This is a genomic window from Paracoccus sp. PARArs4 (assembly GCF_947311865.1).
Classification (GTDB): Bacteria; Pseudomonadota; Alphaproteobacteria; order Rhodobacterales; family Rhodobacteraceae; genus Paracoccus; species Paracoccus zeaxanthinifaciens.
The window spans coordinates 1-15,058 of the sequence record NZ_CAMZMW010000012.1 but is presented as its reverse complement, the minus strand read 5'-3'; the positions used below and the strand labels follow the sequence as shown (position 1 = coordinate 15,058).

Below are 15,058 nucleotides of genomic sequence, written 5' to 3'. Positions count from 1 at the left end.
GAATGCTTCACGTGAAACAATTTGATGTTGTCGTGGTTGGCGGCGGGCATGCGGGCTTGGAGGCAGCTACCGCTGCGGCGCGTATGGGTGCCAAGACTTGTCTGGTCACGATGCGGAAAGAAGATATCGGGACGCTTTCCTGCAATCCGGCAATCGGCGGATTGGGTAAGGGGCACTTGGTTCGAGAGGTTGACGCGCTTGACGGTGTGATGGGGCGCATTGCTGACCGCGCGGGCATCCAGTTTCGACTGCTGAACCGGCGAAAAGGACCGGCAGTGCAGGGACCGCGTGCGCAGATGGACCGCGCGATTTATCGTCGCGTCGCGCTGGAGATCGTCGAGAACTACCCGAATCTGGAGCTGATCTATGCAGAGGTGTCTGATCTTCTGCGTCAGGGCGATACGATTGAGGGAGTGCAAACGGCCGACGGGGCAGAGCTTCGGGCGCGTTCGGTCGTCGTGACAACCGGCACCTTCTTGAATGGAACAATTCATATTGGTGATGTCTCGCGCAAGGCTGGGCGGTGGGGCGATAAGGCCTCGACTGGCTTGGCGGGCGCACTGGCAAAGTTGGAGTTGCCGCTTGGCCGGCTCAAGACTGGTACGCCGCCTCGGTTGGATGGGCGAACCATCGACTGGGGTGTTCTGGACAACCAACCGGGCGACGATGAGCCTGTCGTCTTCTCGTATCTGAACGATGCGCCGGAAGCGAAACAGATTTCCTGTGGGATAACGCATACCAATCCTGAAACTCACCGTATCATCACGGAGAATCTGGATCGATCTGCAATGTATGGTGGGCATATTTCAGGAAGAGGTCCGAGATATTGCCCGTCGATCGAGGATAAGGTCGTTCGGTTCGCAGATAAGGAATCGCACCAGGTATTCCTCGAACCCGAGGGGTTGGACGACTTCACGGTTTATCCAAACGGCATCTCGACCTCTTTGCCCGAAGACGTCCAGCTTCGGTATGTCCGTACAATGAAAGGGCTGAAGAATGTTGAGATCCTGCAGCCGGGATACGCGGTCGAGTACGACTATGTGGATCCAAGGGCGCTGGATGCATCGCTGAAGGTTAGGAAGGCTAAGGGGATATACTTCGCTGGCCAAATTAACGGTACTACGGGCTACGAAGAAGCCGCCGCCCAAGGGCTTGTCGCTGGCGTGAATGCTGCGCGCCACGCTGCCAGTGCCGAGCCTGTCGTGTTTAGCAGGGCGGATAGCTACATCGGCGTGATGATCGATGACCTGACGACGCGTGGTGTCACTGAGCCATATCGAATGTTCACATCGCGCGCTGAATTTCGGCTTTCCCTGCGTGCCGATAATGCGGACCAGCGGCTGACACCGATGGGGATTGAACTGGGGCTCGTCGCTGAGCCTCGGGCGGGCTCTTTTGCTATCCGGAAGGCCGCATACTTGAAGGCCCGAAATGCGCTGGAGGATCGCAAGGTTTCGCCGACTGAGTTAAAAGGTCTCGGGTTTCAGGTGCGTCAAGACGGGAGCAAACGAAGTTTGTTTGAGCTGCTGGGGCTCGCAGATATTAACGTTGATCGCCTTATTTCCTGCTTTAGCGAGTTTGAGGGGATCACGAATAGCACATTGAAGCAGCTGCAGAACGATGCGCTCTATAGCCAGTATACCGAGCGTCAGTCTCGCGATGCAGAGGCCCTGCGCGAAAGCGGATCGATCGTTCTATCGTCTGACCTTGACTACAAAGCACTTGGAGGGCTGTCGGGCGAATTGGTTCGCAAGCTGTCCGAAGCCAAACCTGTCACGCTTGCCGAGGCAGAGAAGATCGAAGGTATGACGCCCGCTGGCTTGACGATACTGCTGGCAGCAACGCGTATCCGCGAAAGGAAGCGCGCGTGAGTACTGTTTCACGTGAAACACAGGATCGGCTTGCGGCCTATGCCGATCTTGTCCGCAAATGGAATCCAAAGATCAATCTGGTTGCACCTTCGACGTTGGACGATCTTGAGAATCGTCATATTGCCGATTGCATGCAACTGACTGCGGCGGTTGTCGATCCGAAGGGGAAATGGGTCGATATTGGAAGCGGCGGCGGGTTCCCAGGAATTGTCGTAGCTGCTGCATTTCAGCAATGCGACTTGGAGATTGTGCTGATCGAAAGCGATCAACGAAAGTCGACCTTTCTAAGAACTGCGATAAGAGAACTGTCCTTGGCTCGCACCTCTGTCCTTACGGGTCGGATCGAGGTAGCGCGCCCTCAGAACGCCGACCACCTATCGGCCAGGGCATTGGCCGCCCTGCCTGAGCTTCTCGGTTATTGCCAACGGCATCTCAAACCCGAAGGCACGGCGTATTTCATGAAGGGGAGGACCTGGCCCGACGAGGTTGCGCTCGCCAAGCGGGATTGGCGCTTTTCGGTCGACGCGATCCCAAGTATCACCGACCAAGAAGCAGCAATTCTCAGAATATCCGAGGTTTCCCATGCCTGATAAGCATGTCATCGCAATCGCAAACCAGAAGGGTGGGGTGGGCAAGACGACCACCGCGGTGAACCTCGCGGCCGCACTTGCCGAGGCAGGGCACAAGACGATCCTGATCGACCTGGATCCGCAGGGGAACGCGTCGACAGGGCTGGGGATCGAGACGGATCAGCGGGAAAAGACGGTCTATGATCTTCTGACGGGCGAGGCGGATATCGAGTCCATCATGCAACCGACCGATGTGCATGATCTGATGCTGGTTCCGGCGACCTCGGATCTTTCATCCGCCGATGTCGATTTTGCCCAGCATTCCGACCGGATCAAGCGTTTGGACGCACAGCTGGCAAAGGCGCCAGAGGGGACGATCATCCTGATCGACTGCCCGCCGACCTTGGGCTTGCTGACCCTTAACGCGATGGTCGCTGCGACCGGCATCCTGATCCCGCTTCAGGCCGAATTCTATGCGCTTGAAGGGCTTACGCAGCTTTTGGGTACCTTTCGGCAGGTCCGTGAATCCGCGAACCCCAAACTTCGAATCAATGGCGTCCTGCTGACCATGTCGGACAACCGCAACAACCTGTCGCAACAGGTCGAGGCCGACGCCCGTGCCACGCTTGGTGAACTGGTCTATCCGACTGTCATTCCGAGAAATGTTCGTGTTTCCGAAGCTCCCTCTTTCGCGCAGCCGGTTCTGGCGTATGATCCGAACTCGAAGGGCAGCGCCGCCTATCGTCAGTTCGCGGCAGAGTTCCTCGCGCGTCTGAAACTGGTCCCGGAGGTGTCATGATGGCAGAGAACAAGCTTGCGAAACGTGGGTTGGGTCGAGGTTTGTCTGCGCTGATGGCGGATATCGACGTCGCTGCAGGCCCGTCCGGGGGCGAGAGTATCAAGCCGTCCAAGGATCGAACGCTGATTCCGATCGAGCAGATCACCGCGAATCCCGACCAACCCCGCCGCGCATTCGATCCGGGAGCGCTTCGCGAGCTGGCCGAATCGCTGAAATCTCGCGGCGTTCTGCAGCCGCTGATCGTTCGTCCTCATCCGAAGGACAGCGACCTGTTCCAGATCGTCGCAGGGGAACGTCGCTGGCGCGCTGCGCAGATGGCGCAGCTGCACGAGCTTCCGGTGATCATCCGCGACTTCTCGGACAACGAGGTCCTCGAAGTCGCGATCATCGAGAATATTCAGCGGGCCGATCTGAACTCGATCGAAGAAGCGTCGTCGTTCCGTCAACTGATGGACCGGTTCGGGCATACCCAAGAACGCCTGGCCGAGGCGCTGAACAAGAGCCGCAGCCACATCGCGAACCTTCTCCGCCTGCTGAATCTGCCCGATCAGGTTCAGGAGCTGGTCAAGGATGGCAAGCTGAGCGCCGGTCACGCCCGCGCCTTGATCACCGCGCCTGACCCCTTGGGGCTGGCCAAGAAGGTGATCGAGAAGGGCCTGTCGGTCCGAGAAACCGAGGATCTTGTCCGCAAGCTGAACCAGTCGGGATCCGAGGCTCCGAAGGAACAGCGCAAGCAGCAGGAAAAGGACGCCGACACCCGCGCGCTCGAATCGGATCTTGGCGCACATCTGCGGATGAAGGTCTCGATCAACCATGCAGGTGCCAAGGGCGGTCAGATCACGATCAGCTACAAGGATCTGGATCAGCTGGACAAGCTCTGCCAGATCTTGGGAAGCTGACGAAATGCAGGGGATGCCGCATCTGCGGCACCCCCATCTGGTGTCACGCTTCGGGACGTGTCACGAGGAAGGCGCCGACACAGATCGCCACGGCTGCCTGGGTGGCGACGACCCAAGGCGGCATCCCGTAAGCCCATGAAATCACGACGCCCGCGCTCATCGCGCTGATCGCCCATATCTTGGCGATGCGACCCACGGCACCGCGTTCCTGCCACGCGCGCACCGGCGGCCCATAGCGTGGATGATCGCGGATGCGCTGCTCCAACGCGGGCGAGGATCGGGCGAAGGCCCATGCGGCGACCAGAAGGAAGGGCACGGTCGGAAGGACGGGCAGGGCGATGCCGATGACGGCGAGCGCCATGAAGAACCATCCGACCGCAAGCCAGATCCCGCGCCGCATGTCAGACCGCCAGCTCGCGCAGGATCGCGTTCAGGACGGGGCGCCCGTCGCGGGTGGCGCGGATACGGCCATCGCCACGCTCGATCATTCCCAGTTCCAGAAGATGCGCGATGCGGCTTTCGTCCAGCGTCTGGCCTGCAAGCGCGGCGAAACGGGCCTCGTCCAGCCCTTCGGCAAGTCGCATCGACATCAGCAGGTATTCCGTCGCCTGTTCGGATCGGGGGATGAACGCGCGGGGCAACTCGCCCGTTCCCGACGCCTCGACCGCCTTCAGCCATTCGCCGGGTGCGCGCAGCGCCTCGGTGGCCATGCGGCGCTCGGGCAGGGTCAGGCGACCATGCGCGCCGGGACCGACCGCAGCCCAGTCGCCCTGGCGCCAATAAACAAGGTTGTGGCGGCTCTCGGCGCCCGGACGCGCGTGGTTGGATATCTCGTAGCCCGCCATGCCGGCAGCCTCGCAGATCTCCTGCGTGTCGGCATACATGTCCGCAGAGACGTCGTCGTCGGGCAGATCGCGCAGCTTGCCGGCCTCGGCGCGCGCGCCGAAGGCGGTCCCCGGCTCGATCGTCAGCTGATAGAGCGAGAGGTGATCGACCGCCATCGACAGCGCCTGCCGCAGTTCGTGCCGCCAATCGTCGCGGGACTGCCCCTGTCGAGCATAGATCAGGTCGAAGCTGACGCGCGGAAAGGCATCGCGGGCGACATCGAACGCGGCCTGCGCCTCGGCCACGGAATGCATCCGGCCAAGGCGGCGCAGGTCGTCGTCGTTCATCGCCTGGATGCCCATCGACAGGCGGTTCACGCCCGCCTGTGCAAACCCCTCGAACCGGCCGCGTTCGACGCTGGTCGGATTCGCCTCGAGCGAGATCTCGATATCGTTGGAAAAGCCCCAAGCCGCGCGTGCGGCGCGGATCACCGCATCCACCGTTTCGGGCAGCATCAGCGACGGCGTTCCGCCCCCGAAGAAGATGCTGCGCAGGTGGCGGCCCGGCGTTTCGGCGGCCAGGCGTGCGATCTCGGACGACAAAGCGCGCGCCCAACGTGCCTGGTCGACCTGCGCCACGACGTGGCTGTTGAAGTCGCAATAGGGGCATTTGGCCGCGCAGAAGGGCCAGTGGACATACAGTCCGAAGCCGCCGGCGCGCCAATCCTCGCCGGCGGCGGTGGTGTCACTTGCGGGAAGCAAAGGGTCCCTCGATCAGTTGCGCCACGGCGCGGCCACGATGGCTGATCGCGTTCTTCTGCGCCGAGGACATCTCGGCCAGCGTCACCTCGTGACCATCGGGCTGGAACACCGGGTCATAGCCGTGCCCTTCGGCACCGCGCGGGGGCCAGACGACCTGTCCGGGCAGAACGCCCTCGAACACCTCGTCATGGCCATCGGGCCAGGCAAGGACCAGCGTGCACCGGAACTGCGCGCCATGCGGGGCAGGGGCGGCCTTGGACTGGATTTCGGACCAGACACGCTCCATCGCCATGGCGAAATCGCGACCGTTGCCGGTCTCGGCCCAGTCGGCGGTGTGGACGCCCGGCTGGCCGTCCAGCGCGTCGACGCAGATGCCGCTGTCGTCGGAGAGCGCGGGCAGACCGGTGGCCTTCGCGGCGGCATGGGCCTTGATGCGGGCGTTGCCGACGAAGGTCTCCTCGGTCTCGTCCGGCTCGGGCAGGCCCATCTCGGCGCCGCCGACCACCGTCACCCCGAAGGGCGACAGCAGCTCGCGCATCTCGGCCAGCTTGCCCGCGTTATGCGTGGCGACCAGCAGGCGATCCTCGGTGAAGGCCCTCATGCGATGGCGGCCTTCTGGGCGGCGACCAGCTCGGCCATGCCCGCCTCGGACAGGTCCAGAAGCTGCGTCATCTCATCGCGCGAGAAGGTCGCCCCTTCGGCCGACATCTGCACCTCGATCAGGCGACCCGCGCCGGTCAGGACGAAATTGCCGTCCGTGCCGGCCTCGCTGTCCTCGGCATAGTCCAGGTCCAGCACCGGCTGACCGGCATAGATGCCGCAGCTGACGGCAGCCACGTGATCGACGATGGGATCGCTGCCGATCGTGCCGGCCTTCAGCAGCTTGTTCACCGCAAGGCGCAGGGCGACCCAGCCGCCGGTGATGGATGCGCAGCGCGTCCCGCCATCGGCCTGGATCACGTCGCAGTCGATGGTGATCTGGCGTTCGCCAAGCGCGCTGCGGTCGATGCCCGCGCGCAGGCTGCGTCCGATAAGGCGTTGGATTTCCTGCGTGCGGCCCGACTGTTTGCCGGTTGCGGCTTCGCGGCGGTTGCGCGAATTGGTGGCGCGGGGCAGCATGCCGTATTCGGCGGTGACCCAGCCCAGGCCCGTTCCCTTCAGGAAACGCGGGGGGTGATCCTCGATCGTGGCGGTGCACAGGACATGGGTGTCGCCGCAACGGATCAGGCAGGAGCCTTCGGCGTGCTTCGTGATGCCGGTTTCAATTGAAATCGGACGCATTTGGCTTAGATTCCGGCCAGAGGGGCGCATGGGTCATCCTTTTTTCCGAGAGTTGGTGCCCAATACCGCCCGAGGGCAACGACACGCAACCCCACGAGGCAGATGAGCCAGGAATCGCTGCTGAACGAGCTGAACGACAGATCGCGCGAAGTCTTTCGCCGCGTGGTCGAAAGCTATCTGGAAACGGGCGAGCCGGTCGGCTCGCGGACGCTGACGCGCGCGCTGTCGGAGCGGGTTTCGGCCGCGACGGTGCGCAACGTGATGCAGGACCTCGAATTCATGGGGCTGCTGGACAGCCCGCATGTCTCGGCGGGGCGGCTGCCGTCGCAGATGGGGCTGCGCCTGTTCGTGGACGGCATGATGGAGGTCGACAATGTCAGCGCCGATGACCGCGCGACGATCGACCAGACGCTGGGGAACGACGACCCGGAAACCGGCGTGCTGCTGGACCGCGTCAGCACGGCGCTGTCCACCATCACGCGCGGCGCGTCGCTGATCCTGATGCCCAAGCACGAGGCCCCGATCCGCCATATCGAATTCGTCAGCCTCGGGGCGGACCGGGCGCTGGTCGTGCTGGTCTTTGCCGACGGTCATGTCGAGAACCGGATCTTCACGCCCCCGCCGGGGCAGACCCCGTCCTCCATGCGCGAGGCGGGGAACTTCCTGAATGCCATGGCCGAGGGCAAGACCCTGGCCGAACTGCGCGGCCACCTAGTCCAGCAGATCGCCGCGCGGCGGCAGGAACTGGACGTGATGGCCGCCGAACTGGTGCAGTCCGGCATCGCGCTGTGGGGGGCCGAGGCCGCCGATCCACGCCTGATCGTGCGCGGCAGGTCGAACCTTCTGGACAGCGAGGCCGCCGACCTGGACCGCGTGCGGGTGCTGTTCGACGACCTCGAACGCAAGCGCGACATCGCCGAATTCCTGGAACTGGCCGAGGATGGCGAAGGGGTCCGCATCTTCATCGGCTCCGAGAACAAGCTTTTTTCACTTTCGGGTTCCGCTCTGGTGGTTTCACCCTATATGAATGCCGACCGGAAGATTGTAGGCGCGGTCGGCGTCATCGGTCCGACGCGGTTGAACTATGGCCGCATCGTCCCGATCGTCGATTACACCGCGCAACTGGTCGGGCGGGTGCTGTCCGGCCGGAAAGGATGAGTTGAGATGACCGAGCAGAACGAACAGCCGATCGACGACATGCTGGAAGATCCGCTGGCCCAGGATGATGCGCTGGACGCGCTGACGGCCGAGCGGGACGAACTGCGCGACAAGTGGATGCGCGCCCTGGCCGATGCCGAGAATGCCCGCAAGCGGGCCGACAAGGAACGCCGCGACGCCGAACAGTATGGCGGCTCGCGCCTGGCGCGCGACCTGCTGCCGGTCCACGACGCGCTGACCCGCGCATTGGCAGCCGCGACCGACGAACAGCGCGCGGCGGCCTCGGCGCTGCTGGAGGGGGTCGAACTGACCCTGCGCGAGCTGGAAAGCGTCTTCTCGAAGCACGGCATCACGGTCCTGCGCCCCGAGCTGGGCGAAAAGTTCGACCCGACCTTCCACGAGGCGATGTTCGAGGCCCCGGTTCCAAACACCACCGCCGGAGAGATCATCCAGGTCATGGATAACGGGTTCCGCATCCATGACCGGCTGTTGCGGCCCGCGAAGGTGGGCGTCAGCTCGAACCCCGGAAACTGACCCTTCGAACGCCGCCCCGACCGGGCGGCGTTCTTCGATGTCGCATGCGGGCCATGCCGCGTCGGTGGTGGAACCCGCCGCCATGTCGGGGCATGATCGACATAGGAAGGCCCGACCGAGGCCCGAGCATCTTAAGGAGTATCGCGATGAGAACCCGCGCCGCCGTGGCCCTCGAGGCCGGAAAACCGCTGGAGGTCATGGAGGTCGAACTGGACGGCCCCAAGGCCGGAGAGGTCCTGATCGAGATCAAGGCCACGGGCCTTTGCCATACCGACGAATTCACCCGGTCGGGCGCGGATCCCGAAGGCATCTTCCCCGCGATCCTGGGCCACGAGGGGGCGGGCATCGTCCTCGAGGTGGGCGAGGGCGTCACCTCGGTCCAGCCGGGCGATCACGTCATCCCGCTCTATACCCCCGAATGCCGCGAATGCGCGTCCTGCCTGTCGGGCAAGACGAACCTGTGCACGAAGATCCGCGCGACGCAGGGGCAGGGGCTGATGCCTGACGGCACCACGCGGTTCCGCATGCTGGATGGCACGCCGATCCATCACTACATGGGCTGTTCCACCTTCGCCAACCACACCGTCCTGCCCGAGATCGCCGTCGCCAAGGTCCGCAAGGACGCGCCCTTCGACAAGATCTGCTATATCGGCTGCGGGGTCACGACGGGCATCGGCGCGGTGATCAACACCGCCAAGGTCGAGATCGGCGCCAAGGCCGTGGTCTTCGGCCTGGGCGGCATCGGGCTGAACGTGATCCAGGGCCTGCGGATGGCGGGCGCGGACATGATCATCGGCGTCGATCTGAACGACGACCGGCAGGAAATGGCGACCCGCTTCGGGATGACCCATTTCGTCAACCCCACCAAGGTCGACGATGTCGTCCAGGAGATCGTGAACCTGACGAAGACCCCGCTGGATCAGATCGGGGGCGCGGATTACAGCTTCGACGCGACCGGCAACGTCAAGGTCATGCGCGACGCGCTGGAATGCACCCATCGCGGCTGGGGCCAGTCGATCATCATCGGCGTCGCCCCCGCGGGCGCCGAGATCAGCACCCGCCCGTTCCAGCTGGTCACCGGCCGCGTCTGGAAGGGCACGGCCTTCGGCGGCGCGCGCGGGCGCACCGACGTGCCGCGGATCGTGGACTGGTACATGGACGGCAAGATCGAGATCGACCCCATGATCACCCACACCATGCCGCTGGATGACATCAACAAGGGTTTCGACCTGATGCATCACGGTGAATCGATCCGCTCGGTCGTTCTTTACTGATCTGACACGGCTGCTTAGGTAGAAGAGGCGGGACGCGCCTGTCGCGTGCCGCCCTTGCGAAAGAACAAGAAGGATGAGGCCATGCGCCACCAGTGGCTGGATGACGACGACGATCACGAGGAAGACGACGACCGCCGCGACAATGGCGACAAGGGTCTCGGCCTGCCGGAAGGCGACCGCATCGCCAAGCTGTACTTCAAGTCGCGCACGGTGATCGTCGCCGGTGCGATCAACGACAAGCTGGCGCAGCGCACCGTCGCCCATCTTCTGGCCCTGGCCGAGGAAAGCGACGAGCCGATCAACATGCTGATCTCCTCGCCCGGCGGGCACGTGGAATCGGGCGACATGATCCATGACGTGATCAAGTTCATCCGTCCCACCGTGCGCACCATCGGGTCCGGCTGGGTCGCCAGCGCCGGCGCGCTGATCTTCGTCGGCGCCGAGAAGGAGAACCGCTTCTGCCTGCCGAACACGCGCTTCCTGATCCACCAGCCCTCGGGCGGGATCGGCGGCACGTCCTCGGACATGATGATCCAGGCCGAGCAGGTCCGCCTGATGCGCGACCGCCTGAACCAGATCTTCGCCGATGCCACCGGCCAGAGCCTGGAGCGCATCGAGAAGGACACGCATCGCGACTTCTGGCTGAACACGCAGGAGGCGCTGGATTACGGCCTTCTGGGCAAGGTCATCAGCAGCGTGGACGAGCTGAAGTGAACAACGGGGCGGGTCGGTGACCCGCCCTTTCTCTATCCGGGCCGGGAAACATCCATGACCATCGAGACCATCTCCGAGAACCGCAGCTTCGGCGGCACGCAGGGCGTCTATCGCCACCGCTCGACCGCGACGGGGACCGACATGACCTTCGGGCTGTTCCTGCCCGAGGTCGCGAAATACGCGCCCGTCCCGGCGCTGTTCTTCCTGTCGGGCCTGACCTGCACCCACGAGAACGCGATGATCAAGGCCGCGGCGCAGGCCCATGCCGACGAGGCGGGCATCGCGCTGGTCTTTCCCGACACCTCGCCGCGCGGCGAAGGGGTGGCTGACGACGAGGCCTATGACCTGGGGCAGGGCGCGGGCTTCTACGTGAACGCGACCGAGGCCCCTTGGGCCCCGCATTACCGCATGTGGGACTACATCACCGAGGAACTGCCCGCGCTTCTGGGGGCGAACATGCCCATCGACGAAGGCGCGCTGGGCATCACCGGGCATTCCATGGGCGGCCACGGCGCGCTGACCATCGCGATGACCATGCCGGATCGTTTCCGCAGCGTGTCGGCCCTTGCGCCCATCGCGAACCCGACGCGGTCGGATTGGGGGCGCAAGCAGCTGGCGGCCTATCTGGGCGATGACGAATCGGCATGGGCCGCCCATGACGCGACGCTTCTGATGACCGCGCGCGGATTCCCGGGCGACGTGCTGATCGACCAGGGCAGCGCGGACCAGTTCCTAGACCTGCTGATGCCCGAAAGCCTGGCCCATGCGATGGCGGCACGCCGCCAGCCGGGTCGGTTCCGGATGCAGGAGGGCTTCGATCACAGCTACTGGTTCGTCCAGAGCTTCATCGAGGAGCATGTGTTCTTCCACGCGGAAAGACTGCTCTGAACTATCGGGATTATCTGCGACGGGCTGACAAGCACGGCGGCTCATCCTAGACATGGATGAGTTGTTCACGAGGTCCCCATGCAGGTAGAGTTTACACCGTTACCAGATGTTCTTGTCCTGACGCCCAAGCGTCATGGCGATAGCAGGGGCTTCTTTTCCGAAAGCTGGAACCGCCGGACCCTAGAAGCCGCCGGCGTGGCGCTTCCCGAATTCGTTCAGGACAACCATTCCCTGTCCACGCAGGTGGGCACGGTCAGGGGGCTGCATTACCAGGCACCCCCTTGCGCGCAGGGCAAGCTGGTCCGCTGCGGACGCGGCAGCCTGTTCGATGTCGCGGTGGATGTCCGCCGCGGCAGCCCGACCTACGGGCAGTGGTTCGGCACCGAGCTGAGCTTCGAGAACGGGCGGCAGCTGTGGATCCCGGCGGGCTTTCTGCACGGTTTCTCGACCCTGCTGCCCGATACGGAAATCGTCTATAAATGCACCGCGCATTACGATGCCGAATCCGATGGGGCGGTCGCCTGGGACAGCCTGGGCATCGACTGGGGCGTGCAGACGCCGATCCTGTCGGACAAGGATCGCGCGGCACCCGCATTCGCGGATTGGGAATCACCCTTCACCTACGAGGCTGACACATGAAGATTCTGGTAACCGGCGGCGCGGGGTTCATCGGCTCGGCCGTCGTGCGGCTGGCCGTCGCGCGCGGGCACGAGGTGGTCAATGTCGATGCGCTGACCTATGCCGCCGACCTGCGCAACGTGGGCGATGCCGCGGACAGCGATCTCTACAGCTTCGAACATGCCGATATCCGCGATCGCGGATCGCTGGACCGCATCCTTGCGACGCATCGTCCCGACATCGTCATGCACCTGGCCGCCGAGAGCCATGTGGACCGGTCGATCGACGGCCCCGCCGCCTTCATCGAGACGAATGTCATCGGCACCTTCAACATGCTGGAGGCCGCGCGCGCCTACTGGGACCGCGAGGGGCGCCCCGAGACGTTCCGCTTCCACCACATCTCGACCGACGAGGTGTTCGGATCGCTGGGCGAGACGGGCCAGTTCACCGAGACCACGGCTTATGATCCGCGCAGCCCCTATTCGGCCAGCAAGGCGGGCTCGGACCATCTTGTCCGCGCGTGGCACGAAACCTACGGCCTGCCGGTCGTCCTGACCAACTGCTCGAACAATTACGGCCCATACCACTTCCCCGAGAAGCTGGTCCCGGTCGTGATCCTGAAGGCGCTGTCGGGACAGTCGATCCCGGTCTATGGCGATGGGGGCAATGTCCGCGACTGGCTGTTCGTCGAAGACCATGCCGACGCGCTGCTGCTGGTCGCCGAGAAGGGCGATCTGGGCCGCAGCTACAATATCGGCGGCGAGAACGAGGTGACGAATATCGACCTGGTCCGCACCATCTGCGCCCATATGGACGAACTGCACCCCGAAGGCGCACCCCATGCCGACCTGATCACCTTCGTGACGGATCGACCGGGCCATGACCGCCGCTATGCCATCGACCCCACCCGCATCCGGTCCGAGCTGGACTGGAAACCCTCGGTCACCGTCGAGCAGGGCCTGCGCCGCACGGTCGAATGGTACCTGGCCAATCGCGACTGGTGGCAGCCGCTTCTGGAACGCGAAGGCGTGGGCAAACGCCTGGGAACGGGCTGATGCAGGGGCTTCTGGTCTTCGGCCGCTCGGGGCAGCTTGCCACCGAACTGGCCGGAATCGCGCCGGGTGCCACCTTCCTGGGGCGCGGTGAGGCCGATCTGTCGGACCCCGCCGCCTGCGAGGCCGCGATCCGTGCGGCCGCGCCGCGGGCGGTCATCAACGCGGCCGCATACACGGCCGTCGATCGCGCGGAATCCGAGGCCGAGCTGGCCCACCGCATCAATGCCGAGGCGCCGGCCGCGATGGCCCGCGCCTGCGCGGATCTGGGGATCCCCTTCCTGCATGTCTCGACCGATTACGTCTTCGACGGCAGCGGTGACACCCCTCGGGCCGAGGACGCGCCCACGGGCCCCTTGGGCATCTATGGCGCGACCAAGCTTGCGGGCGAACAGGCGATCGCCAAGGCCGGGGGGCAATGGGCCGTGATGCGCACGTCCTGGGTGTTTTCCTCGCATGGCGCGAATTTCGTCAAGACGATGCTGCGCCTGGGGGCGGAACGGGACCGGCTGACGATCGTGGACGACCAGATCGGCGGGCCGACCCCGGCAGCCGACATCGCGGCGGCGGCGCTGGCCATGATCCAGGCCATGCTGGCGGATCCCGCGAAGGGCGGTCTCTATCATTTCGCGGGTGCGCCCGACACGTCCTGGGCCGGTTTCGCACAAGCGATCTTCGCCCGGGCCGGTCTGACCCCCGAGGTCGCGGGCATCCCGACATCGGATTACCCCACCCCCGCACGGCGTCCGCTGAACTCTCGGCTGGACTGCACCCGCATTTCGCGGGATTTCGGCATCTCGCGCCCGGACTGGCGCGAGGGGCTGGCCAAGGTCCTGATTGAACTGGAGAACGGGCAATGACCAACCGCAAGGGTATCATTCTGGCTGGCGGCTCGGGCACGCGGCTCTATCCGATCACGATGGGCATTTCGAAGCAACTTCTGCCGATCTACGACAAGCCGATGATCTACTATCCGATCAGTGCGCTGATGCTGGCCGGCATCCGCGAGATCGCGATCATCACCACCCCCGAGGACCAGGGCCAGTTCCAGCGTCTTCTGGGCGATGGCAGCCAGTGGGGCATCAGCTTCACCTGGATCGTCCAGCCCTCGCCCGACGGGCTGGCGCAGGCCTATATCCTGGCCGAGGATTTCCTGGACGGCGCACCTTCGGCCATGGTGCTGGGCGACAACATCTTCTTCGGCCACGGCCTGCCCGAACTGATGTCGGCGGCGGATGCGCGTCCCGAAGGCGGCACGGTCTTCGGCTATCGCGTCTCCGACCCCGAGCGTTACGGCGTGGTCGATTTCGACGAGGACATGCGCGCCCGCGCCATCATCGAGAAACCCGCGAACCCGCCCTCGAACTACGCGGTGACCGGGCTCTATTTCCTCGATGGCAGCGCGCCCGAACGCGCCCGCAAGGTCGAACCCTCGCCCAGGGGAGAGCTGGAGATCACCACCCTCCTGGAAAGCTATCTTCACGACGGCATCCTGAATGTCGAACGGATGGGCCGCGGCTTTGCCTGGCTGGACACGGGAACCCATGCCAGCCTGCTGGATGCGGGCAATTTCGTGCGCACGCTCGAGAACCGCCAGGGCCTGCAGACGGGCTGCCCCGAAGAGATCGCCTTCGACGCGGGCTGGATCGACGAGGCGCAGCTTCGCGTCCGCGCCGAGAAATTCAAGAAGAACGCCTATGGCGCATATCTTTACCAGATTCTCGGCTGACGAACGATTTAGGGTCAGGACTCGTTCTCTCTCAAAGCCAGAAGATTACGGTCGCAGCGAGTGCTATTGCTGAGAAGAAGGTTTGC

General features: G+C 64.2%; 17 protein-coding genes. 13 read left to right on the top strand and 4 right to left on the bottom strand.

The annotated features are described in order from the left end of the window. Positions 1-2: 2 nt before the first annotated feature. The 4 genes from mnmG to QMZ16_RS11040 are packed head-to-tail and all read left to right on the top strand — an operon-like array spanning position 3 to position 4,138. Positions 3-1,871, top strand: a complete 1,869-nt coding sequence (gene mnmG, locus QMZ16_RS11055) for a tRNA uridine-5-carboxymethylaminomethyl(34) synthesis enzyme MnmG (protein ID WP_282603300.1) — start codon at positions 3-5, stop codon at positions 1,869-1,871. Further along, entirely contained in the window at positions 1,868-2,461 is a 594-nt protein-coding gene (rsmG, locus tag QMZ16_RS11050; protein WP_282603299.1) for a 16S rRNA (guanine(527)-N(7))-methyltransferase RsmG, read from the top strand. Before mnmG ends, rsmG begins: the two co-directional genes overlap by 4 nt. Next, on the top strand, positions 2,454-3,239 hold the full coding sequence (locus tag QMZ16_RS11045) for a ParA family protein (protein WP_282603298.1): 786 nt from the start codon (positions 2,454-2,456) through the stop codon (positions 3,237-3,239). The genes rsmG and QMZ16_RS11045 overlap by 8 nt, the downstream gene beginning before the upstream one ends. Continuing rightward, a complete protein-coding gene (locus QMZ16_RS11040; protein WP_282603297.1) occupies positions 3,239-4,138 on the top strand; it encodes a ParB/RepB/Spo0J family partition protein in 900 nt (299 codons plus the stop codon). The genes QMZ16_RS11045 and QMZ16_RS11040 overlap by 1 nt, the downstream gene beginning before the upstream one ends. A 43-nt stretch (positions 4,139-4,181) precedes the next feature. Here QMZ16_RS11040 and QMZ16_RS11035 read toward each other — a convergent pair whose 3' ends face one another. The 4 genes from QMZ16_RS11035 to rph are packed head-to-tail and all read right to left on the bottom strand — an operon-like array spanning position 4,182 to position 7,035. Then, positions 4,182-4,538, bottom strand: a complete 357-nt coding sequence (locus QMZ16_RS11035; RefSeq protein ID WP_022708048.1) for a YbaN family protein — start codon at positions 4,536-4,538, stop codon at positions 4,182-4,184. A gap of 1 nt (position 4,539) precedes the next feature. Next, the gene (gene hemW / locus QMZ16_RS11030) at positions 4,540-5,724 is read right to left on the bottom strand and encodes a radical SAM family heme chaperone HemW (RefSeq protein WP_282603296.1); all 1,185 of its coding nucleotides are present in this window, start codon (positions 5,722-5,724) and stop codon (positions 4,540-4,542) included. Beyond that, complete coding sequence (gene rdgB / locus QMZ16_RS11025; RefSeq protein WP_282603295.1) at positions 5,708-6,325, bottom strand: RdgB/HAM1 family non-canonical purine NTP pyrophosphatase; 618 nt, start codon at positions 6,323-6,325, stop codon at positions 5,708-5,710. The genes hemW and rdgB overlap by 17 nt, the downstream gene beginning before the upstream one ends. Next, entirely contained in the window at positions 6,322-7,035 is a 714-nt protein-coding gene (gene rph / locus QMZ16_RS11020; RefSeq protein ID WP_282603294.1) for a ribonuclease PH, read from the bottom strand. The genes rdgB and rph overlap by 4 nt, the downstream gene beginning before the upstream one ends. Positions 7,036-7,107: 72 nt before the next feature. Here rph and hrcA point away from each other — a divergent pair, with 72 nt between their 5' ends. The 9 genes from hrcA to rfbA all read left to right on the top strand — a co-directional run bounded on the left by hrcA (position 7,108) and on the right by rfbA (position 14,972). Further along, positions 7,108-8,163, top strand: coding sequence for a heat-inducible transcriptional repressor HrcA (gene hrcA, locus QMZ16_RS11015; protein ID WP_022708044.1), 1,056 nt, complete (start codon positions 7,108-7,110; stop codon positions 8,161-8,163). 6 nt (positions 8,164-8,169) lie between these two features. Then, positions 8,170-8,697: a nucleotide exchange factor GrpE gene (locus QMZ16_RS11010; RefSeq protein WP_282603293.1), complete on the top strand. Its 528-nt coding sequence runs from the start codon at positions 8,170-8,172 to the stop codon at positions 8,695-8,697. Positions 8,698-8,843: 146 nt separating this feature from the next. Further along, positions 8,844-9,971 carry an S-(hydroxymethyl)glutathione dehydrogenase/class III alcohol dehydrogenase gene (locus QMZ16_RS11005; RefSeq protein ID WP_022708042.1) on the top strand — a complete coding sequence of 376 codons (1,128 nt, stop codon included), beginning with the start codon at positions 8,844-8,846 and terminating at the stop codon, positions 9,969-9,971. Between the two features lie 81 nt (positions 9,972-10,052). Continuing rightward, positions 10,053-10,685: an ATP-dependent Clp protease proteolytic subunit gene (locus QMZ16_RS11000; protein WP_022708041.1), complete on the top strand. Its 633-nt coding sequence runs from the start codon at positions 10,053-10,055 to the stop codon at positions 10,683-10,685. A gap of 54 nt (positions 10,686-10,739) precedes the next feature. Then, positions 10,740-11,573, top strand: coding sequence for an S-formylglutathione hydrolase (gene fghA, locus QMZ16_RS10995; protein WP_282603292.1), 834 nt, complete (start codon positions 10,740-10,742; stop codon positions 11,571-11,573). Positions 11,574-11,651: 78 nt separating this feature from the next. Continuing rightward, positions 11,652-12,212 (top strand): dTDP-4-dehydrorhamnose 3,5-epimerase, encoded by a 561-nt coding sequence (rfbC, locus tag QMZ16_RS10990; RefSeq protein WP_282603291.1) that lies wholly within the window; start codon positions 11,652-11,654, stop codon positions 12,210-12,212. Beyond that, positions 12,209-13,246, top strand: coding sequence for a dTDP-glucose 4,6-dehydratase (rfbB, locus tag QMZ16_RS10985; protein WP_282603290.1), 1,038 nt, complete (start codon positions 12,209-12,211; stop codon positions 13,244-13,246). The genes rfbC and rfbB overlap by 4 nt, the downstream gene beginning before the upstream one ends. Then, positions 13,246-14,103 (top strand): dTDP-4-dehydrorhamnose reductase, encoded by an 858-nt coding sequence (gene rfbD / locus QMZ16_RS10980; protein ID WP_282603289.1) that lies wholly within the window; start codon positions 13,246-13,248, stop codon positions 14,101-14,103. The genes rfbB and rfbD overlap by 1 nt, the downstream gene beginning before the upstream one ends. After that, the gene (rfbA, locus tag QMZ16_RS10975; protein WP_282603288.1) at positions 14,100-14,972 is read left to right on the top strand and encodes a glucose-1-phosphate thymidylyltransferase RfbA; all 873 of its coding nucleotides are present in this window, start codon (positions 14,100-14,102) and stop codon (positions 14,970-14,972) included. The genes rfbD and rfbA overlap by 4 nt, the downstream gene beginning before the upstream one ends. Positions 14,973-15,058 lie beyond the last annotated feature (86 nt).